Raw genomic sequence first — 20,513 nt, 5'->3', positions numbered from 1 at the left:
AGTTCCTACCCGCCGACCGGTGCCGTGATGCTCGTCCGTAACCGGGGGAACAGGTGAGCCGATGACAGCGGTCAAGATTGCTTACAAGCCAGTCGGTCTCGTCCTGGGAGCCATCAGCGGCCTCCTCGCCGGACTGGTGTTCAAGCAGACATGGAAAATGCTCGGTCACGACGAGAACGCACCCGACGCCACCGACGAGGACCGGACCTGGCGCGAGGTGTTGATCGCCGCCGTTGTTCAGGGCGCGATCTTCGCCGGCGTCAAAGCCGCCGTCGACCGCGCCGGCGCGACCGCGACCCGTCGCCTGACCGGTGAATGGCCCGGCTGACGAGTCCCGGACCTCACGCGTTCTCGCTCAGCTCACCGGCCGCCGGATTCGTAGCGGGAGTGGTGGCCTCGTCCCAGCTGGCAGGATGAGGGCCATGGAGAAGGACTTGCGGGATGCCGAACGGCGACTTCAGGCCGCGCAGCTGGCTGGGGATATCCAGGCGCTGGACGAATTACTCGATGATCGGTTGATCTTCACGCTCGGCGCCGATACGTACACCAAGACCGACGATCTCGAGCTGCACCGCACCAAGGCTCAGATTGTCGGCAAGCTCGAGGAAGAACAGCTGACTGTGCTGGTGGAAGGGACAACCGGGGTCACATGGTTCCTCGGCCTCGTCGAGGGAAGCGTGCACGGGTCACCATTCGCGGCCAGGATGCGCTATACCCGCACCTGGGCGCACGACGACTCGCGTGGTTGGCGGGTCATTGCCGCTCACGCCTCTGCGGTCGAGTAGTTCGCGTCGCGATGGCCTTGGTGCCGACCGTCATCCGGGCTTCGTCGATGACCCTGAACATCTGGGCGATTTCGAGTTCTGTCGTCACAATCCTTGCGGGACAACGATTTCGCGTTTGAGGATCTTGCCTGTCGGTCCCTTGGGCAGGGCGTCGACCAGCCACACCCGGCGTGGATACTTGTAGGCCGCCACGCGGGCCTTGACGTAGTCGCGCAAGTCGTCGGCGGTCGCTTCGGCACCCGGTGCGAGCGCGACCACGGCGGCTACTTCCTCGCCGTGGGTCGAGTGGGGCACGCCCAGCACCGCGGCTTCGAGGACGGCCGGGTGTTCGTAGAGGACCTCCTCGATCTCGCGCGGGTACACGTTGAAACCGCCACGGATGATCAGGTCCTTCTTGCGGTCGAGGATGTAGAAGTAACCGTCTTCGTCCTGTTTCGCCATATCGCCGGTGTGGAACCAGCCGTCCCTGATCGCCTCGGCGGTCGCCGTGGGGCGATCCCAGTAGCCGCTCATGACATTGTGGCCGCGGATGGCGATCTCGCCGGCGTCACCGGGCGCGACATCGTAGCCGTCGGCATCGACGACCCGCATCCGCACGCCCTCGATCGGGGTGCCGATCGACCCGGGCCGCGCGGCGCCGACGCGGTTGAACGAGGCGACCGGCGAGGTCTCCGACAGTCCGTACCCTTCGAGAACGGGAATGCGGAATCGCTCCTCGAATCCCCGGAGGATTTCGACCGGGAGCGCCGCGCCGCCGGACAGGCACAGCCGCAACGTGCCGGTGTCGGCGATGCCGGGGCCCGCGCCGAGCATGGCCACGTACATCGTCGGCACGCCTTCGAAGATCGTGACGCCGTCGCGTTCGATCAGCTTCAGCACCAGCTCCGGGTCGAAGCGCGGGGCCAATGTGATGGCGGCTCCGCTGAGCACGGCGACGTTGAGGCAGCACGTCTGCCCGAATGCGTGGAACAGAGGCAGGCAGCCCATGATCACGTCGTCCGGGGTGGCGGTGAGCAATGTGCGGGCGGCGACGGCGGCATTGGCCCGTAGGTTGGCGTGGGTCAGTTGCGCGCCCTTGGGGGTCCCGGTCGTGCCGGAAGTGTAGAGCAGTACCGCGGTGTCCTCGTCGTCGCGGACCGTCACTTCCGGCGAGTCCGGCCAGGACGCGAACTCGGTCGCCGCGTCGTCGGTGACGGTGAGAACGCGCACCTCCGTCTGGCCCGCTCCGGCGGTGGCTTCCGGGACGGCGGTATGCCACGCGAAGAGGATCCGAGCGCCCGAGTCGGCGAGGTGATGCCGGACTTCGCGTTCCTTCAGGAGGGGATTCATCGGCACCGCGATCAGGCCGGCCCGCAGGATGCCGTAGTAGATGATCGGGAACGCGGTGACGTTGGGCAGCATCATCGCGATTCGGTCACCGGGCTGTGCGCCCAGGTCGCGCAGCCGCCCGGCCACGCGGGCGCTCAGATCATCGAACGCGGCGTAGGTCAGGACCTGATCGTCGAGGCGGATCGCGGCACGGTCCGGAAACTGACCGGCGGCGTCCTTGAGGTTGATGGCGAGGTTGGTCACATCCACAATCGTCGGCACCCGACCGCGCGGGGCCCATATGGCGGGCGACAGTGGACGAGCGGGAATTCTGTGCCCGGCGATATTCTCGCCGATCCCGCATGGCCGTAGCCTCGCATCGTGCCCCGCAGCGTTCCCGATTCCTTGATCGTGCCGATAGCGAACGGCCTGACCGGGCGGCTCGACGAGCTGACCGACGACCTGGTCGGCCGCATCGTCGATGAGATCGAGATCTACCGGGAGCCGGGCGTGGTGCCGCGCGCGGAACTGCGCCGGTCGGTCCGATCGAACCTCGAGTACATGCTGCATCGGCTGGCGCACGGCCGGAGACTGGAACTTCTGGCACCGCGTTCGACCGGCCGTGAGCGCGCCGGACAAGGGGCGCCGCTGCCCGAGGTATTGCGTGCTTTCCGGCTCGGATCCGCCTTTCTCTGGCAGCGACTGCTCGATTCCGCGCGTGCCTCGGGGCAGTGTTCGCTCGATGCCCTGCTCACCGTCGCCACCGACATCTGGGCCATGGCCGACGACTATTCGACCGCGCTCACCGAGTCCTATCGCGCCGCGGTCGGCGAGGCCATGATTCTCGCGGATCGGCGGCGTTCGGCGCTGGTGGCGGCCCTGCTGAACGGTCCTTCCGACGAGAACCACACCGCCTGGGAAATCGCCAAGTTGCTCGACATGCCGTATGACGGCTCATTTCTCGTCGTCGTCGCCGAGACTCCCGAGCTCGGCCGGCCCGCGCTGCCCGGCCTCGAGGAGCGGCTGCGTGCACTCGATGTGGCCTCCGCGTGGCGGACCGGGCCGGAACACGAGATCGTCATCCTGTCCTACGGCCGGCGCCGCACCGACGAAGTACGTTCGCTGATCGCCAAATTCGCGTCCGCGCGGGTCGGGATGAGTCCGCCGTACAGCCGGCTCGACCGGACACCGCGCGCGCTGCGATTCGCGAAAATCGCAGTGGAAACGTTCGAATCCGACGCCACCGGCGTACGGCAGCTACCTGACACCCCCATGGCCGAGCTCGTGATGGGCAACCTCGATACGACTCGCCGTTTCGTCAGGCGGGTGCTGGGTCGCGTGCTCACGCTGGCCGACGACGATCGCAGTACGTTGATCACGACGGCGGAGGCGTGGCTGAACGCTCGCTCCTCCGCTGCCGAGGCCGGGCGTGTGCTGTACTGCCACGAGAACACCGTCCGTTATCGGATGCGCCGGCTCGAGGAGCGTCTGGACGGCGACCTCGACGACCCGGCGACCGTCGCCGAGCTGGCGGCCGCGTTGCAAGCGATACGCACCTTCCCCGAACTGGGCGCTCGCCTGACTCCCGGCCCCTTCGAGGACGCGAACGACCGGTGAGCCCGCCGGTCAGAAGCCGGCCTCCTCGAGCTCCATCACGGTCGTGTCCGTCCCGGAGACCACGGCGAGTTCGGCGGTGATGTGGGGGAGCACGGAGTTGGCGAAGAACGAGGCCACTGCGACCTTGCCGGCGTAGAACGCGGTGTTCTGCCCGGCTTCGATTGCGGTGAGCGCTGTTTCGGCGGCGACGATGAGGCGCCAGGCCACCAGTAGATCGCCGACGGCGAGGAGCAACCGGACGGCGTTCAGGCCGATCTTGTACACCTGGCGAGGCTCTTCGGCAGCTTCCAGCAGATGGGTGGTGAGCCTGCCGATGATCTCCTGGACGTCCTCGAGGGCGTGCGAGAGCAGAACCTTCTCGTTCTTCAACCGGCCGCGGTCGGCGTCGGACTCGGCGGTGGCGCGAACCTGCCCGAGCACGTGCGCGAGCGCGATACCGTTGTCGCGGGCGATTTTCCGGAAGAAGAAGTCCTGAGCTTGGATAGCCGTGGTGCCTTCGTAGACGGAGTCGATCTTGGCATCACGGATGTACTGCTCGATGGGATAATCCTGGAGGTACCCGGAACCGCCGAAGGTTTGCAGGGATTCGGTGAGGTACTGGTAGGCGCGTTCGGAGCCGACACCTTTGACGATGGGCAGCAGCAGGTCGTTGACCCGTGCGGCGAGATCGTCGTCGGCACCGGAAATGTGGCGGGCGACCACAGGATCCTGGTGGCCGGCGGTGTAGAGGTAGATCGATCGCAATCCCTCGGCGTAGGCCTTCTGCATCATCAGCGACCGGCGCACATCCGGGTGATGGATGATGGTCACCTTCGGTGCCGCCTTGTCGGCGGCCCGAGCCGGATCGCTGCCCTGCACGCGGGTTTTCGCGTAGTCGAGCGCGTTGAGATATCCGGTGGACAGTGTCGCGATGGCCTTGGTGCCGACCATCATCCGGGCCTCTTCGATGACCTTGAACATTTGGGCGATTCCGTTGTGGACCCCGCCCACCAGGTAGCCGACGGCCGGGATGCCGTGTCCGCCGAAGGTCAGCTCGCACGTCGCCGAGGCCTTGAGGCCCATTTTGTGCTCGACGTTGGTGACGAAGACACCGTTGCGTTCGCCCGGCTCGCAGGTGTCGTGGTCGAAGTGGAATTTGGGGACGATGAACAGGCTCAGTCCCTTGGTGCCGGGCCCGGCCCCGGCGGGGCGAGCCAGCACCAGATGCATGATGTTGTCGAACAGGTCGTCGGAGTCGGCGGAGGTGATGAAGCGCTTGACGCCCTCGAGGTGCCAGGAACCGTCGTGCTGTTCGGTCGCTGTGGTGCGGCCGGCTCCGACGTCGGAGCCGGCGTCCGGTTCGGTCAGCACCATCGTCGCGCCCCACTCGCGCTCGACCGCTCGAGCGGCCCATCGCCGCTGCTGTTCGGTGCCGATGCCGGCGAGGACGTCCGCCATCATCGGGCCGCTCAGGTACATGTAGGCCGCGGGCTGGGCGCCGAGGACCAGTTCGTTGATCGCCCAGCCGAGCATCGACGGCGCGGGCACGCCGCCGATCGCCTCGCTCTTGGCTACCCGCCACCACTGCGCGTCCTGCCATGCGCGAACGGACCGCTTGAACGGCTCCGGGATCCGTACCGAGTGCGAGTCGCTGTCGAAAACCGGTGGGTGGCGGTCGGTTTCGGCATACGACTCGGCCACCGGTCCTTCGGCCAGGCGGGCGGCCTCGGCCAGCATCGTGCGTGCGGTCTCGCCGTCCAGTTCGGCGAACGCCCCCGAATCGAGGACGGTCTCCAGGCCGTACACCTCGAACAGGTTGAACTCCAGATCACGAACGTTGCTCTTGTAGTGGCCCACCGGACCGTTGCCTCTCGATCGGCCCGCCGCCGGGGCGGGCAGGAATGATTCCGATTGCCGCTGCGAGCGCGGCCGCAACGGCAATCGGTTTGTGTCTGTTGCTGTTTCTATGGGGCGGGTGTGGTCGCCGGGTCGGGGGCGGTGACCTGGTTGGTGAAGTCGATCAGGGCGGCGATGCCGACGGGCACGCCGACCAGGATGATTCCGGCGGCGGACCCCAGGGCGACACCGACCGCGGCGCCGGCCAGGCATCCGCCGAGCGCACCGGCGAAGAAGACCGGGAAGGTGATGGTTCCCACGGTCAGCGCGCCCGCGATACAGCCCAGCGGGAGGCCGATGAGGGTGCCGATCAAGGTGCCGACGCTGATCGCCAAACCGAATTCGGTTGCGGCCGTGGCCATCGCGTTCTGGAACTGTGCTTCGGACGCGACCGGACGCGGAAGCTCCACCGGGGTGGCGGGCCGGGCCGACGCGGGGTCGGTACTGGGTGACAGGGTCGCGGTGTTGCCGTCGATCCGTGCCGCGATGGGCCAGTCCTTGTCGTCCTTGCGGTAGGTGAGCGGGAACCCGGCGGCGAGGTTCCCCTGTCCGTCGAGGACCTGGAACTGGTTGCCGCGCACCGTGAGTGAGCCGCTGTCGGTGCTGATCCGCACCGATCCGTCGACGATGCTCGAGGTGTAGTGGATACCCGGAAGGACGGTCGTGCGGATACTCGAATTGGGGGGAGTGGCCGGGTTCGCAGGTGCGGGGTCGGCGCAGGCGACAGCGGTGGTCAGGCTGACGGTGAGCGCGGTGAGGCAGGTGGTCGCGACCAGGTTGGTGATCTTCATGTCATCCGATTTCTGTTGTGCGGATCATTCTTTCGAGGATCAGTCGGGTCAGCACCGTCGCCGGATGCCGAGTAGCGCCGGCACCGCCAGCAGCGCGGCGGCCGCGCCGAACGCGTACAGCAGGCGGTAGTTGTTCGGGCCGTCGATGGCCAGGAGTGCCGGGGCCACGAGCGGTGCGACCATCAACGCCGCCGACTGGGTCAGCACGACCAGGCCGAGGTCGCGGGCCGCGTTTTCCCACGAGGTCATCGTCGACGCCGCCAAGGCCAGCATCTGCCCGAGCAACAGGCCGTATCCGATGCCGAAGAACACACAGCCGGTGAGGAATTCGGGGACGGTGCCGACGACATCCATCACGGTGCATCCGACGGCGACGAGGACGCCCGCGGCGGCGAACAAGGGTTTGCGCCTGCCGATCCGGTCGGCGAGGCGGCCGCCCAGGGGACTGATGATCGACGCCGTACCGTTGATGATCAGCGTCGCCTCGAAGACGGTGGGAACCAGGGCGGCGTCGTCGAGCTTCAACGCGTTCTGCAGGAAGTAGACCAGGAAGGTCGCTACGACGGCTGCGCCGACCGTGATACCGAAGATGGAGGCCAGGCACCAGGCGAAATCGGGTGCCTTTCTCGGATCGAAATACAAAGTCCGGGCGAAGTCACGGACGTTGAAGACCGGCCGGACATGTCCCGCGAAGTCGGTTTCCCGGAGAACGGCGACGAATATCAGGACGAGACCGGCGCCGAGAGCTGCCGGAATGAGAAGGCGTGCGGTCATTCCCGGGGTGATGCGGACGATGAAGGTCCCTGCGATGAGCCCCACGCCCTGCGCCGCACCGGCGAGACCGGCGACGAAACCCGCACGCTCCGGCGGAATGGAATCCGCGAGCATGGACCACAACACCGTCAATCCGATGGTGCCGGAGACCGAGACGATGATCCACCCGACGATAAGTCCGGCGATGGAGCCGGAAACCGCGACGATGGCGTTGCCCGCCATGATGGTGGTGGCCGCGACCACCAGCCATGGCCGTCGTCGGCCGAAGCGCGACATGGTGATATCGGCCAGGCGCCCGAAGAACGGGCCCGCGGGCAGCGAGATCAGAGCGCCCGTGGCCGCGATCGCCGAATAGGCCACGGAGGCATGGGCCGGAACGGCCTGCGCGACCCGGAGTGCTAAAGTGATCATGGTCGGGGTCAGAACGGCCGTCCATACACCGAAGATCGCCAGGACATACGTCCAGATGAATGCGTTTCCGGCATGATTGAGAGTGATGGCCGCGGGCGAGGCGTCGCTGGAGACGGCGGAACCGGTTTCTGTATCCGTCGCTGGGGTGGGCGAATCTTGAGCTGTCATAGTGTTTTCCGAACTTTGCGAATCGAGAATGTGCGCGTCGTTGCGCGGTGATGCATGCTCACGCAGCCGTGGATGGATATCGGCGTGCGTTATTCCGGCGATGCGGAAACAGTGACCGCGGCCTTGCGGGGATTGCGCCGATTGTGATCATCGAGTGCCCGGTAGCCGTAGTAGTAGGTCGTGACCATGAGCGCCCAGATCGCGCATGCCGGAATGTAGAACAATGTGTGGTCGGCGTCGTCGCCCGGAATATGGACGAAGTCATAGGTCGACGCGACGATCGCCCCGAGTATCGTTGCGATGAAAACGCTTGCCGCGCAACGTCGTTCACCGATTCGCCAGAGTCGACCGGCGACCGTCACCATGAACACCGCCACAGCGAGATTCAGCGCGAGGTAGAACAGCGACCATGGCGGGCTGACGGGCCGCACGTCGATCGTTCGCCACAGCCCGACCACGGTCGCCGCCCCGAATGCGGCGGCCTCGACCAGAGGCGAGGCGCGGTACCCACGGGTCACCGCCATCATGCCGAGCACGAACACCAGCGTCATGCCGAACGAACGCGAGAACGCGTCGAAGAACACCATCAGGTGGTAGCTCACGCTCGAATGATCGACCCCGGTGGCGGCCAGGAACAGAACGTTCGCCCCCGATACCCCGATCACCAGCCACTCGAGACCGAGCAGATAGTTGCGGTAGCGGCGAATGATTTGCACCCCGTAGTAGAGGCCGGCTGCTGACATCCACAAATCGGCGGCCAGAAGCAACGCCATTGCGAGCGTATTCATCGAGAATTCCTTCGATTCAACAGAATTCGGTGTAGGTACGCCGCACTCGCCCAACCGCATCGAGCAGAGTCGTGATGCGGAACGGGTGACGGGGCGTGGTGGACGGGCGGCACAGCGACCACCCGTCCGGTCGATAGACCCGTCCGCGTCGCGGCTGGGGGATCGGATCGTTGCTGTTCGCTATGCGGAACGGGCGCTGACCTGCTGCAGGACCCGCTCGAGGCGCGCGGCCGTTTCCTGGATGTCGGCGAGCGAGTGCGCGGTGCTGAGGAAGATCTTTCCGGACGGCATGAACACGACACCCGATTCGAGCATCCCGGCCGCGATCTCGGCCCACAGTCCGTCCGTGCCGTGCAGACTCGTCGCCTGATCGCGCGGCACGAACTGCGCGAGCGACCCGACGCGCCGGAGACTGCCGGGCGCGCCGGTCGAGACCAGCACGTCGGTGATCGCCTGCTCGAAGGCGTCTCCCAGATCTTCCAGTTTGTCGAATACGCCTGGCGTAGCGGACAACTCCATCGCGGCCTTCACCGCTGCCAGCGCCACCGGATTGCCGTTGAATGTTCCGGCATGGTTGAGGCCGTGCTCCACCAGATCGATGATGTCCGCGCGTCCTACGACCGCGCTCTGCGTGAACCCACCGGCGATCGCCTTGCCGAACACCGAAAGATCCGGGCGGACACCGAATCTCTCGGCCGCGCCGCCGCGAGCAATCCGGAACCCGGTGATCACCTCGTCGAAGATCAACACGACGCCGTGCCGGTCGCACAGGCTGCGTAGTGTTTCGAGGAAGCCGGGTGCCGGTGCGAGCACGCCGGCGTTGCTCATGATCGGGTCGACGAGCACGGCGGCGATTCGGCGCTCTTCGGCGTGAGCCAGCAGCTCCGCGATCGCGGCTGTGTCGTTGAACCGGCTGATGATCAGGTCGGCATGCGCATTGGGGCTCTGCCCGCGGGCGGCGGGAACGGGGGACTCACCCGTGTCGTTCGCGCCCATGCTCGCGTACACGCTGTCATGCCAGCCGTGGTAGGCCTTCGCGAACTTGACGATGCGGTGCCGGCCGGTCGCTGCTCGTGCGAACCTCAGCGCGACCTGCACGGCCTCGGTTCCGGTGTTCGTCCACACGAGACGCTGGGCGCCGGGCACCGATTCGAGTACCGCCTCGGCGGCTTCGTACTCGAGACGATGGCCCATTCCGACCACCTGCATCGATGCCGCGACTCGTGCCACCGAGTCGACGACGTGCGGGTGGCTGTGTCCATGGACCAACGGCCCCCAGGCCATCACGTAGTCGAGGTAGCGGTCCCCGTCGAGGTCCCAGAGGTGCGCTCCGTGGCCACGCTCGACGAAGAGCGGAACCGGTCGCATCGCGGCACGAAGGCCCGAGCTGACGCCGCCGCCGACGCTGCGACGGGTCCGCTCGAATGCGGTTCTGGAGGAGTCGATTCCCATACTTTTCCTTGGAGGGCTGCGGGCTGGCCCGCCGGAGAGGGCTCGTCGCCTCTCCGGCGGGTCGCGAGGCGAGAGATGTGCCGACCGGCACCTCAGAGCTTCAGGTAGTCCCCGAGCTCGCTGTAGTCCACCTGCCAGAGGCCGGGCGAGCCCGTGGGGTACTGGGAACGGAAGCCGAGCAATCGCTGGACGCGCGGCGAGAGTTGCTTCGCGATGTCCCGGTCGACGAGGAACGGGTACGCTTCCTCGCCGGTCAGGAAACCCGGGTTGAGGGCGAAGGCCAGACCACGGCGGAACTGGTCGGTCGTCAGGTTCGCGCCGCCGCCATGCACGGTCTTCCCGCTGTAGAAGAAGACGTCTCCGGCCTTCATGGTCGCGGGAATGGTGTCTTCGGGAGTTCCGCGGTTTTGGAAGTCGTCCCAGAGGTGGCTGCCCGGGATGACCCGCGTGGCGCCGTTCTCCTCGGTGAAGTCCGTGAACGCGATCATGAAGTTCACGCACACCTCGGGACCCTGCGGGCCCATGCCGATGAACGGGTACCAGTTCTCCAGGTCCCGGTGCAGGAACTGCGCGCGGTTTCCGGGGCCGATCTCGATGAGCTGCGCGGTGGTCAGCCAGTAGGTACCGGACTCTTCGAGGAACAGCGCGTCGCAGAGTTCGTGGATCAGGTCCTGCTCGAGGATCTCCTCGCGGAAGGTCTTGCTGTGCGTCACCAGATTCGTCAGTCGCTTGGTGTTGGCCCCATGGAACTCCGCGACGATCTCGTTCTCATGGGTCGAGCCGGGAGCCAGCGCTGCCATGGGCTGCTCGACCTCGGCGTTGAACCGGGCGATCTGGTCCGCCGACAGGAAGTTCTCGATGATCACGCCGCCGTCCGTGGCGACGATGTCGAGGATCTCGGCGAGAGGGGTCGTCGCCGCGACGGATCGTAGAGCGGCCTTGGCTTCGGTAGTCATAACTCTCCATTTCCACGTTCGATCAAACGCTTTAGTCATTTGATCTGATCGAATGATCTGATTGTGGGGCGCGCCACACCCGGTGTCAAGAGGCGAGCGGAATAATTGGGGAGAAAGGGTGTTTGCCGTCACTTGCGCGAGGGTCGGGCGTGCTCGTCCGACGCTGCGATCTGTACGCTTGACTTAATCAATTAATCAGGCTGCCTACGTGCGCCGACGAACGAATGAGGTGAACCAGTTGCCCCACGTGTCGACAGAGGATCGTTCGATCCAGTTCATCGATGCGGCGGTCCGAGTCATCGCCGACCGCGGGGTCGCGAGCGCGACGACACGTCGGATCGCCGAAGCGGCCGACGCTCCCCTCGCCTCACTGCACTACTGCTTCCGGGACAAGGACGGCCTCTTCCTCGCCGTCTTCGAGCACCTCGCCGCCGAAATCACCAAGCAGTCCACCGCCATCGAGCCGGCCGAGCTCGAAGTGACCGCGCAAGAAGTCATCCGGCGTTCGGTGCGCTGGCTGATGGACCATCCGGACTACGCGCTGGCGGAAGTCGACCTGTACATGTGGATGACCCGTCACCGCCCGGCGCTCGCGAAGGAGTCCTACGACGTCTTCCTGCGGGCGGTCACCGACGTGCTGCAGCGCGCGGCCGGGCCGTCCGCGCGCGCGGAGGCCATCGCGAATCTCGCCGCGGTGCTGATCGGTGCCACCGACGGGCTTGTGTTGCAGTGGGCCTCGGATCGGGATCGGGCGCGCGCCGATGCCTACGCGGATGTGATCTGCGCGGGAATCCCGGCGATGTGCAGCGGGATTCGGGGGTAGGGTCGCGCCGGATGGATCGCGCCGCGTTCGGCGGTGTGAACACGCTCGGATCCGGTCGGCTGGTCATTGCCGTCGTCGAGTAGATCCATGTGGCTCGGCAACCCCGAGGGCCCTCGGTAGGACGTGTGGTCGGGGTGAGGTTGTCGAATCGGCTGGGTGACAACGCCTTCCAGCCCCGGCGCTCGTGGGTGCGAGCTCCGGGGCCTGGTTTCGACAGCGGTGGGCTTCGTAGTCGGTGGCTGAATACGTTCCGGCCGAACGGGTTCAGATCTCGCGGTTGCCGCCCGTACCCTCCGTCGCCGGGAAATGCTCCTCGGCCGCTCGTGCTCTCAGCAGGTACTTCTGAGTCTTGCCCGTCGACGTCTTGGGAAGCGGACCGAAGACAACCTTGCGGGGAGCCTTGTAGCGCGCCAGGGTCCGTTTGACGTGCTCCACGAGTTCCTCGGCCGTGGCACCGGATCCGGGGGCGAGGTGCACGAACGCGACAGGGATCTCTCCCCAGCGGGGATCCGCGGTCCCGACGACTGCCGCCTCGAGCACCGCGGGGTGCTCCGCCAGCACGTGCTCGACCTCCACACTGGCGATGTTCTCGCCCCCGCTGATGATGATGTCCTTGCTCCGATCGCGAAGTTCGACATACCCGTCGGGATGGCGCACCGCGAGATCGCCGGTTCGGAACCAGCCGTCCGGAATCGCCTCCCGGGTGGCGGCCTCGTCGTCGAGGTAACCGAGCATGACGTTGTTGCCGCGCAGCGCGATCTCACCGACGGTGTTGCCATCGGCGGGTACGTCGCGGCCGGCATCGTCGACCACCCGAGGCGGCAGGGAGACGATATTGCCGACCCCTTGTCGCGCCTTCAGCCGGATCACGGCCTCGTCGTCGAGACCCTCCCACTCCGGCACCGGCTCACAGATGAGCGCGGGGCCGAAACTCTCGGTCAGCCCGTAGAGGTGCGTGACGTCGAATCCGAGGCGCGTCATCCGGCGCAGCACGGCCGGTGCGGGCGGCGCACCTCCGGTGCCCACCGACACCGCGCGCGACAGCCGCGAGGCATCGTCGGAGTGCGCGATCATGTCGAGCACGGCCGGAGCGCCGTTCAGGCCGGTGACGCCCTCCTGCCGGATCAGTCGCCACATTTCGGCGGGCTCGACCTTGGGCAGGCAGACATGCGTACCGCCGGCCGCCGTGACGGCCCAGGTGAAACACCAGCCGTTGCAATGGAACATCGGCAACGTCCACAGGTGGACGGAGTGCGGGCCGAGCGCGAAGTGACTCGCCATGGCCAGTGACTGCAGGTACGCACCGCGATGGTGGTACATGACCCCCTTCGGTGCTCCGGTGGTACCGGAGGTGTAATTGATTGCCAGCAGCGAACTTTCGTCGGTGGTCTGTTCCTGGAAGGGCGTGGCGTTCGCGATCAGATTCTCGTAGTCGGAGTCGGCACCTCCCGAGCCGATGACCACCGGGGGCTTCTCCAGGCCCGCGCAGACCTCGCGGACCAGGTTCGCGTACCCGGCATCGCACACGATCACACCGCTACCCGAATGCTCCAGGATGTAGGTCAATTCCCGGATGCCGAGTCGAGTGTTGAGTGCTACCAGGGGAACTCCCGCCCAGGGCACGCCGTAGTGGGCCTCCAGAAGTTCGTGGGTGTTGGGCGCCAGCACCGCCACCGGCCGCCCCGCGGCGATCTCTCGTAGCCCGCCCGCCAGCCGCCGGCACCGATCCCGGAATTCGGTGTAGGTCCAGCGCAGGTCGCCGTCGACGACCGCGATGCGGGATCCGTGCGCGGCCGCCGCGCGGTCGAGGAACGCCGTGGGCGTCAGCGCCGCCCAGGCGTGCGTCGCCGCTGTCGTATTCGCCTCAGGCATAACGGAGGACGTCGTCGTCGACCGATTCCAGCAGTCGCATGGTCTCGGCATAGTTCTGCGGATTGAGCCAGGGCTCGTGGTCGCCTTGGGCCGGCATGCGCGGGGCAGCTCGCTGCATATATCCGGAGGTCACACCCGCGGTATAGGGGAGTCGCGGCATCGCGTCGTCGCTGGGTGCGAGCGTCGGCGTGACTCGGCGTGCGCCGACTTCGTCCATATGCGCGAGAACGCGACACAAGAAGTCGTCGACCGCTTCGATACGGAGCGTCCACGACGAATTCACGAACCCGAAGGCGTAGGTCAGGTTCGGCACTCCGGACAACGCCAGGCCCTTGTAGGTCCAGCAGCGCCCGAAATCGACGATCTCACCGTCGACGTCGAATATCGCCTCCCCGCCCATGACGAGGTTCAGACCCGTCGCCTTCACGATGATGTCGGCGTCGACATGCGTCCCGTCCCGCATCGCCACGCCGGTCGGGGTGAGCCGGTCGATGTGGCCGGTCACGACGTCCGCGGATCCGTTGCGGATCGCCTGGAACAGATCGGCGCCGGGCACCAGGCACACGCGCTGATCCCATGGCTCGTACGTGGGAGTGAAATGGGCTTTGCGAACCTCCACGCCGACGACATCGTCGATGGCGTCGAATATCGCCTTCTTGAATTCCTGCGGGTGCTGCCGCGCGTATTGGTAGATCTCCTGCTGGGCGTGCAGATTACGCAGGCGGATCCGGCTGAACGCCTCCTCGGGACCCATCTCCTCCCGCAACCGCTCGGCTTCGGGATCGACGGCCGGTGCGATGGCCACGTACGTGGGCGACCGCTGGACCATGGTCACCTTCGCGGTCTCGCCCGCGAGGCTGGGAACGAGCGTGATGGCGGTGGCCCCCGACCCGATCACCGCGACCTTGCGGTCCCGGTAGTCGAGATCCTCCGGCCACTCCTGGGGGTGGACCACCCGGCCTTCGAACGAATCCTCGCCGGGGAGTTCGGGATTGAACCCGCCGCGGTAGCTGTAGTAGCCGGTGGCGAGGTGGAGGAACCGGCAGCGCAGCTGTGTGTCGCCGTCCGCGTCGCGCAACCCGAGGGTCCAGGTGTCGTCCGCGCTGCTCCACGACGCGGAGACCAGACGCGTTCCGAACCGGATCTTCTCGGTGATGCCGAACTGATCGGCGGTCTCCTGCAGGTAGTTCTTGATCGCCCCGCCGGAAGCGATCGCCTCCCGTTCGGTCCAGGGCTTGAAGCCGTAGCCCAACGTGAACATGTCGCTGTCGGAGCGGATCCCCGGGTAGGTGAACAGATCCCAGGTGCCACCCAGGGATTCGCGCATCTCCAGTACCGCGAAACTTTTGCCGGGACATTTCCGCTGCAGTTCGGCAGCGGCGGCGATTCCGGAAATACCAGCGCCGACGATGACGACGTCGATCTCAGCCGGGCCGTTCACTTTCCATCTCCTAAACGTTGAGGCAATGCCTGCTCGACAAGCCAGGGGAAGCAGGGGTCGAGTTCGACGATGGCTTCGGGATGCCACTGCAGGCCGAGGACCGGCCGGCCGGGCAGCTCGATGGCCTCGACCACGCCGTCGGGGGCCCGCCCGGAGACCACCAGGCCCTCGCCGGGGCGATCGACCGCTTGGTGATGCCATGAGTTGACCGCGCTGCGCGGTCCGTAGAGCTTCGCGGCGAGGGTTCCCGCGTCGAAGTCGACCGGGTGTTCGCGGTCGGGGCGCCGGTCGGGGACGGCGGCGAGGGAATAGTGCTCGATCCCCTGGTCGGGCAGATCCGGAATCAGCGTGCCGCCGAGGGCGACGTTGAGGACCTGGTGGCCACGACAAATCCCCAGTACCGGTTTCCCTCGTGCGATGGCGTGACGCACCAGGGCGATCTCGTAGTCGTCGCGGCGCCGGTCGATCGTCAGCACTTCTCCGCCGGTCGAGTTGGGCGTGGGCGGCGGTCCTCCCCAGAGTTCGGGGTCGACGTCCTGGCCACCGGTCAGCACCAGTGCGTCGACACGCGACATGACATCGGGGCCCGCGGACTCGTAGGGGAGGAGGACGGGAATGCCACCGGCCTCGGCGATCTTCATGCCGAACTCGGCCCAGAACATATCGGCCCGGCATGCTGCCCAACGGCCGTCGACGCCCACGAGTGTGGTGGCGGAGATCCGCCGGCCGGTGATGGCGATGAGGGGTTTCACGAGTTGTCTCCGATGCGTACGACCACCCGGGTGCCCCCGGCGTTCTTCATGAGTTCGAATCCCTCGTTGATCTGCTCCAGGCTCACGACCGCCGAGATCATGTCGTCGAGGTTCAGCCGGCCCTGCTCGTAATACCGGACGTAGCCGGGAATGTCGGCCGGGAATTGGTTGGAGCCCATCAACGCTCCCTGGAGCCGCTTCTCGAGCATGAACAGCTCCGAGGCGCGAATCGAGACGGGCTGGTTGTCGGGCACCAGGCCGACGACGGTGGCGGTGCCGCCCGGCCCCACCATGGCGAAGGCCTGCTCCACCGTGGCGGCGAAACCGACCGCCTCGAACGAGTAGTCGACACCGCCGTCGGTCAGTTCACGCACCGCCGCCACCGTGTCGACCTGCCCCGCCTGCACGGTCGCGGTCGCGCCGAACTTCACGGCATCGGTCAACCGCGCCTCGACGGCGTCGACGGCGATGATCTCGCGAGCACCGGCGAGACGAGCGCCTTGGATCGCCGCGATCCCCACTCCTCCGCAGCCGAGGACCGCGACCGTCGACCCGGGCTCCACCCGGGCGCTGCGGAACACCGAACTCAACCCGGTCACCACCGCGCAGCCGAGCACGGAGGCGGCGGCGAGGGGCATGGTGTCGGGGATTCGCACGGCCGAATGTTCGTGCACCACCATGGCTTCCGCGAACGCGCCGAGCCGGGCGGTCGGGTGGACCGACCGGCCGTGGGCGTTGACCAGAACCGGCCGCGACCGGCTTCCCAGCGAGCCGCGGCGGGGGCACAGGGTCATCCGGCCGGACAGGCAGAACCTGCATTCTCCGCAGTAGATACTCAGGCACGTCACGACATGGTCGCCGGGGCGCAGGGTGCTGACCCGATCACCCACGCGCCGAACCACTCCGGACGCCTCGTGCCCGAGCAGGGTCGGGCAGGTGGCCGGCCAGACGCCTTCGATCTCGTGCAGGTCCGAACGGCACAGTCCCGCGTAGTGCACGTCAATGAGCACCTCGTCCGGGCCGGGGTCGTCCAGCATGAGCGTTTCCAGTTCCAGCGTGCCCGGCGCCGTGTTGAGCACTGCGGCAGTGATATTCGTTGGCATCAGGTCTCTCGGATCTGGCCGCGGGCGCGGGCCGAGGCTCGTGGCTTCGGCCCGCACCGCCGACGGCCGACGGGGAGCGCCCTACAGGGCGATCCAGGTCGTCTTCAGCTGGGTGTACTTCTCCAGCCCGTAGGTGCCCTTGTCGGCACCGTTGCCGGACAACTTCCGGCCCGCGAACGGAGTCGACGGCACGCCTTCTTCGTACGAGTTCACCCAGACGTTCCCGGCGTCGAGTCCGCGGGCCATCCGGTGGATTCGCGAGACGTCGCGCGTCCACACCGACGCGCCCAGCCCGAAATCGGTGTCGTTGGCGAGCCGGAGCGCTTCGTCCTCGTCCCGGAAGGGCTGGATGCACACGACCGGCCCGAAGATCTCCGCGCGGGTGATCTGCATCGACGAGTCGGTGTCGACGAACACTGTCGGCGAGACCAGAGAGCGCTCCTCGTCGAGGGCTTGCTCACTGCCCGTCAACAGCGTGGCCCCTTCGCGCACACCGGATTTGACGAATTCGAGGACGGTGTCGCATTGGTTGCGGCTGCTCAGTGGGCCGAGCGCCGTACCCGGGTCGAGCGGATCGCCGATCGTGAGCGTCGAGACCTGATCACACACGCCCGCGACCACCTCGTCGTACACCGACTGCTCCACGAACAGCCGCGACCCGGCGGTGCACATCTGCCCGGTGTTGAAGGTGAACGCCCATGTCGCGGTGCGAACGGCCTGCTCGAGATCGGGTGCGTCGGCGAAGATGATGTTCGGCGACTTTCCGCCCAGCTCGAGGGATACCGGCTTACCGTTGGATACCGCGGAGTCGCCGAGGAGCCGCAGGCCGACCTCGGTCGAGCCGGTGAACGTCACACACGCCACGGAGTGGTGCCGGCTCAGTGCCGTGCCGACGGTCGCGCCGCGTCCGGTGACGACCTGAAGCACCCCGTCGGGAAGCCCGGCGAGACTGCTCAACTCGGCCAGCCGCAGTGACGAGGCCGAGGTCTGCAATGCCGGCTTGAGGACGACGCTGTTTCCGGCAGTCAGCGCCGGCGCCAGCTTGAGCATGGCGAGGCTGATCGGGAAGTTCCACGGCGTGATGGCTGCCACGACACCCATCGGCTCGCGCGTCACCAACGCCACGGCGTCCTGGAGGCCACGCGGCGAGTCGTCCATCAGCTTGTCCGCCAGCTCGCCGTACCAGCGGAGGTTCCGCACGGCGGAGACGACCTCGAAGTCGCGGGCCTGGTGGACCGGCTTTCCCATCTCCCGGGAGATCAGCACGGCGAGTCGATCGGCATCACGTTCGATCAGGTCGGCCCAGGCGATCAGGATGCGACCCCGTGCCGTCGGCGCCATCCGCGACCACACACCGCTGTCGAACGCGGCACGGGCGTTCTTGACGATGCGATCCACATCGGCGGAGGCGGCCGACGGCACGGTGGTGAACTGTTCGCCCGTCCACGGATCGCGCAGCGGGAGCGTCTCGGAGTCGGCCGCATCGGCCCACGCCCCGCCCTCCCACATCCCGAAGGAGGTGGGGACGGCGGCGGCCAGGGCACGCAGGTGTTCGTCGCCGGTCATGCGAGTTCGAAGTAACGCAGGAACTCCCAGACCGACAGCTGGGCGTCGTCACGCTCGGCCTCGGTGTGGAACGACAGCCATTCCCAGCGGCGATGACCGACCCAGTAGTCGACGAATTCGTCACCGAGGTACCGGCGCAGCTGATCGTCGGCATCCAGCGCGGCGACCGCGTCGTAGAGGTTCTTCGGGACCGCGGGCACGCTGCCGGGCACCAGCGCCCAGGCCATCTGCTCGAACGGCGCGGGCGGCGTCGACTTCTCGTCGAGTCCCAGCAAGCCGCCGGCCAGGAACGCGGCCAGCGTGCAGTACATGTTGGAGTCGGCGGACGGCAGGCGGTACTCGAGACGTGTCGCGGAGTTGTCGGCCGGCACCGCGCGAACGGCACACGACTTGTTCGCGACGCCCCACGTCTGGGTGGTCGGCGGCCCTTCGAGCTCCATCAGCCGCCGGTAGGAGGTGATGGTCGGCAGGGCGAAGCTCGTCGACGCCTCGAGCGTCGCCATCACGCCACCGAGGAAGTGCAGCATGCGCTCGCTGGGCTCGCCGGGCTTGTTCGCGTCGAAGAAGATGTTGCCGTTCTCGTCGCTGACCGAGACGTTGAGGTGGGCGCCTTGGCCGTACGCCGCGGACCACTTCGACATGAAGGTGATCGACCGGCCGAGGGAGTAGGCGACCTCGCGCATGATCTGGCGGGCGCGCGCCCACCGGTCCGCGGCGGTCACCGGATCGGCGGGGGCGATGTTGAATTCGATCTGACCGCTGGCGGCCTCGTCGGAATATGCCTCCCAGGGAATTCCGATCTCGTCGAACCGGGCGACGACGGCCTCCACGTACTCCACGTAATCAGGAGACTTCGCGTGCACGAGCGCGGCTCCGGCGTTGCCGCCGAGCGGTGTGAGGTTCTGGTACTGCTGGGCGCGCGCCTGATCGATGGACTCCTGGAAGACGGTCGCTTCGATCTCGACGGAGGCCAGGATGCTCAGACCGCGCTCCGCGTACGCGGCCGTGATGCGCTTGAGCGCCTGGCGGGGGTCTGCACCGATGGGCTCACCCTGCAGGGTCCAGAGGTCGCCGATCACCGATGCCAGGCCCGGCTTCCATTCGACCAGCGTGCTCTCGTCGGGCCGGAGCTCGATGTCGGTCATCGTGCCGTTGCGCCGCCACTCCGGGAAGCCGAACCCGAGCGCGGAATTGTTGTTCAGGTCCAGACCCAGGGCCAAGTCGGGCAGCGCGATGCCCTTCTCCCGGCACGAGCGGTACTTCGCCGGCGAGAGCGTCTTGCCGATCAGGACGCCGTCCTGGTTGGTCGCCTCGACGCGCACGCGCGTCACCGAGGTCAATTCTTCGAAACGGTCAGAGCTCACCGCACACCACCTTCAGGTTGGCACCGATCAGCGCCGAGAGATCGGACATAGAACCCTGCAGCGCGAGTTCACCGCCCTCGAGTTCTTCTACGACCAGCGAACGGCCGCCGAACATGCGTGACAGGGCGGCCGACGAACCGACGAACGTATAGCCGGTCGCGGCGTCGCCGAAGGACGCGAATTCGTTCGCATCGAAGCAGTAGAGGTTGAGGCCGGGCGGCATGCCCCGGCCCGCGCTCACGCGCTCCCAGAACGTCTCCGCCGCCGAACGCCAGTCGACATCGGGTCCGGACAGCAACACCTGGACCTCTTTCGCGAAGCCACCCAGCGCTTCGCCGTCGACCTCGGCCGGCGCCGGATCGGGCCATCGCACATCCCAGGCGAGGACCGGCTCCGCGCCGCTGTCGGCGGCGACGGTGATCTCCGAGCCGGTGAAGGTGACGAAGGCCTTCTGGGCGTCGGTGGTCGAAGACAGGCGGACCGTCCTCACGTCGTCGGTCGCGGTGAATGTCGCACCCCGGGCGAACGCGTCGCGAAGACGACGCGCCACCGACAGAACCATCGGGGTGGGGCGGTCTATCACCGCCACATTGCCTGTCACCGCGTGACTCGTTGATTCGGACATGTCTGCCTCTCTGCAGCTGTGGTCATGTGACTTAATCATGTG

General features: G+C 66.9%; 18 protein-coding genes. 4 read left to right on the top strand and 14 right to left on the bottom strand.

Annotation, left to right across the window (positions count from 1 at the left end; translation table 11 throughout):
- The first annotated feature begins 61 nt into the window (after window positions 1-61).
- Both C8258_RS09140 and C8258_RS09135 read left to right on the top strand, forming a co-directional pair.
- Entirely contained in the window at window positions 62-328 is a 267-nt protein-coding gene (locus C8258_RS09140) for a DUF4235 domain-containing protein (protein ID WP_106954772.1), read from the top strand.
- A gap of 94 nt (window positions 329-422) precedes the next feature.
- Complete coding sequence (locus C8258_RS09135) at window positions 423-785, top strand: nuclear transport factor 2 family protein (RefSeq protein ID WP_106954907.1); 363 nt, start codon at window positions 423-425, stop codon at window positions 783-785.
- Window positions 786-869: 84 nt separating this feature from the next.
- Here the strand turns inward: C8258_RS09135 and C8258_RS09130 are convergent, their stop codons facing one another.
- The gene (locus tag C8258_RS09130; protein WP_106954906.1) at window positions 870-2,357 is read right to left on the bottom strand and encodes a long-chain fatty acid--CoA ligase; all 1,488 of its coding nucleotides are present in this window, start codon (window positions 2,355-2,357) and stop codon (window positions 870-872) included.
- 117 nt (window positions 2,358-2,474) lie between these two features.
- Between C8258_RS09130 and C8258_RS09125 the strand changes: the two genes are divergently transcribed.
- Window positions 2,475-3,710 carry a CdaR family transcriptional regulator gene (locus tag C8258_RS09125; RefSeq protein WP_199195640.1) on the top strand — a complete coding sequence of 412 codons (1,236 nt, stop codon included), beginning with the start codon at window positions 2,475-2,477 and terminating at the stop codon, window positions 3,708-3,710.
- Between the two features lie 9 nt (window positions 3,711-3,719).
- Here the strand turns inward: C8258_RS09125 and C8258_RS09120 are convergent, their stop codons facing one another.
- The 6 genes from C8258_RS09120 to C8258_RS09095 all read right to left on the bottom strand — a co-directional run bounded on the left by C8258_RS09120 (window position 3,720) and on the right by C8258_RS09095 (window position 11,057).
- The gene (locus C8258_RS09120; protein ID WP_106954771.1) at window positions 3,720-5,546 is read right to left on the bottom strand and encodes an acyl-CoA dehydrogenase; all 1,827 of its coding nucleotides are present in this window, start codon (window positions 5,544-5,546) and stop codon (window positions 3,720-3,722) included.
- Between the two features lie 107 nt (window positions 5,547-5,653).
- Entirely contained in the window at window positions 5,654-6,376 is a 723-nt protein-coding gene (locus tag C8258_RS09115; protein WP_106954770.1) for a hypothetical protein, read from the bottom strand.
- 48 nt (window positions 6,377-6,424) lie between these two features.
- The gene (locus tag C8258_RS09110) at window positions 6,425-7,729 is read right to left on the bottom strand and encodes an MFS transporter (protein ID WP_106954769.1); all 1,305 of its coding nucleotides are present in this window, start codon (window positions 7,727-7,729) and stop codon (window positions 6,425-6,427) included.
- 89 nt (window positions 7,730-7,818) lie between these two features.
- Window positions 7,819-8,577, bottom strand: a complete 759-nt coding sequence (locus C8258_RS09105; RefSeq protein ID WP_233224963.1) for a hypothetical protein — start codon at window positions 8,575-8,577, stop codon at window positions 7,819-7,821.
- A 120-nt stretch (window positions 8,578-8,697) separates the two neighbouring features.
- Window positions 8,698-9,969 (bottom strand): aspartate aminotransferase family protein, encoded by a 1,272-nt coding sequence (locus C8258_RS09100; protein ID WP_106954767.1) that lies wholly within the window; start codon window positions 9,967-9,969, stop codon window positions 8,698-8,700.
- Between the two features lie 92 nt (window positions 9,970-10,061).
- Entirely contained in the window at window positions 10,062-11,057 is a 996-nt protein-coding gene (locus C8258_RS09095) for a phytanoyl-CoA dioxygenase family protein (RefSeq protein ID WP_369974731.1), read from the bottom strand.
- A 115-nt stretch (window positions 11,058-11,172) separates the two neighbouring features.
- On the opposite strand from C8258_RS09095, the gene C8258_RS09090 reads away from it, so the two are divergent.
- A complete protein-coding gene (locus C8258_RS09090; RefSeq protein WP_158271238.1) occupies window positions 11,173-11,748 on the top strand; it encodes a TetR/AcrR family transcriptional regulator in 576 nt (191 codons plus the stop codon).
- 264 nt (window positions 11,749-12,012) lie between these two features.
- Here C8258_RS09090 and C8258_RS09085 read toward each other — a convergent pair whose 3' ends face one another.
- From C8258_RS09085 to C8258_RS09055, 7 genes are all read right to left on the bottom strand, one after another.
- Window positions 12,013-13,620, bottom strand: a complete 1,608-nt coding sequence (locus tag C8258_RS09085; protein ID WP_106954764.1) for an AMP-binding protein — start codon at window positions 13,618-13,620, stop codon at window positions 12,013-12,015.
- Entirely contained in the window at window positions 13,613-15,061 is a 1,449-nt protein-coding gene (locus C8258_RS09080; protein ID WP_106954763.1) for an NAD(P)/FAD-dependent oxidoreductase, read from the bottom strand. Before C8258_RS09080 ends, C8258_RS09085 begins: the two co-directional genes overlap by 8 nt.
- Window positions 15,058-15,813: a gamma-glutamyl-gamma-aminobutyrate hydrolase family protein gene (locus C8258_RS09075; RefSeq protein WP_233224962.1), complete on the bottom strand. Its 756-nt coding sequence runs from the start codon at window positions 15,811-15,813 to the stop codon at window positions 15,058-15,060. Before C8258_RS09075 ends, C8258_RS09080 begins: the two co-directional genes overlap by 4 nt.
- Window positions 15,810-16,916 carry a Zn-dependent alcohol dehydrogenase gene (locus C8258_RS09070; protein ID WP_106954762.1) on the bottom strand — a complete coding sequence of 369 codons (1,107 nt, stop codon included), beginning with the start codon at window positions 16,914-16,916 and terminating at the stop codon, window positions 15,810-15,812. The genes C8258_RS09075 and C8258_RS09070 overlap by 4 nt, the downstream gene beginning before the upstream one ends.
- An 81-nt stretch (window positions 16,917-16,997) precedes the next feature.
- Window positions 16,998-18,482, bottom strand: coding sequence for an aldehyde dehydrogenase family protein (locus C8258_RS09065; protein ID WP_233224961.1), 1,485 nt, complete (start codon window positions 18,480-18,482; stop codon window positions 16,998-17,000).
- On the bottom strand, window positions 18,479-19,846 hold the full coding sequence (locus tag C8258_RS09060; protein WP_233224960.1) for a glutamine synthetase: 1,368 nt from the start codon (window positions 19,844-19,846) through the stop codon (window positions 18,479-18,481). Before C8258_RS09060 ends, C8258_RS09065 begins: the two co-directional genes overlap by 4 nt.
- A complete protein-coding gene (locus C8258_RS09055; protein WP_146161200.1) occupies window positions 19,836-20,471 on the bottom strand; it encodes a hypothetical protein in 636 nt (211 codons plus the stop codon). The genes C8258_RS09060 and C8258_RS09055 overlap by 11 nt, the downstream gene beginning before the upstream one ends.
- Between the last annotated feature and the right edge of the window lie 42 nt (window positions 20,472-20,513).

The sequence above is a fragment of the Nocardia sp. MDA0666 genome (assembly GCF_003023875.1).
Lineage (GTDB): Bacteria > Actinomycetota > Actinomycetes > Mycobacteriales > Mycobacteriaceae > Nocardia > Nocardia aobensis.
Note: the sequence above shows the minus strand (reverse complement) of the source record. Positions and strands in the feature narration are given on the sequence as shown.

Excerpts from the sequence above, each read along its gene's own strand:
- C8258_RS09140 (WP_106954772.1), top strand. The coding sequence starts at position 62 with ATGACAGCGGTCAAGATTGCTTACAAGCCAGTCGGTCTCGTCCTGGGA.
- C8258_RS09135 (WP_106954907.1), top strand. The coding sequence starts at position 423 with ATGGAGAAGGACTTGCGGGATGCCGAACGGCGACTTCAGGCCGCGCAG.
- C8258_RS09115 (WP_106954770.1), bottom strand. The coding sequence starts at position 6,376 with ATGAAGATCACCAACCTGGTCGCGACCACCTGCCTCACCGCGCTCACC.
- C8258_RS09110 (WP_106954769.1), bottom strand. The coding sequence starts at position 7,729 with ATGACAGCTCAAGATTCGCCCACCCCAGCGACGGATACAGAAACCGGT.
- C8258_RS09105 (WP_233224963.1), bottom strand. The coding sequence starts at position 8,577 with ATGCGGTTGGGCGAGTGCGGCGTACCTACACCGAATTCTGTTGAATCG.
- C8258_RS09100 (WP_106954767.1), bottom strand. The coding sequence starts at position 9,969 with ATGGGAATCGACTCCTCCAGAACCGCATTCGAGCGGACCCGTCGCAGC.
- C8258_RS09085 (WP_106954764.1), bottom strand. The coding sequence starts at position 13,620 with ATGCCTGAGGCGAATACGACAGCGGCGACGCACGCCTGGGCGGCGCTG.
- C8258_RS09070 (WP_106954762.1), bottom strand. The coding sequence starts at position 16,916 with ATGCCAACGAATATCACTGCCGCAGTGCTCAACACGGCGCCGGGCACG.
- C8258_RS09065 (WP_233224961.1), bottom strand. The coding sequence starts at position 18,482 with ATGACCGGCGACGAACACCTGCGTGCCCTGGCCGCCGCCGTCCCCACC.
- C8258_RS09055 (WP_146161200.1), bottom strand. The coding sequence starts at position 20,471 with ATGTCCGAATCAACGAGTCACGCGGTGACAGGCAATGTGGCGGTGATA.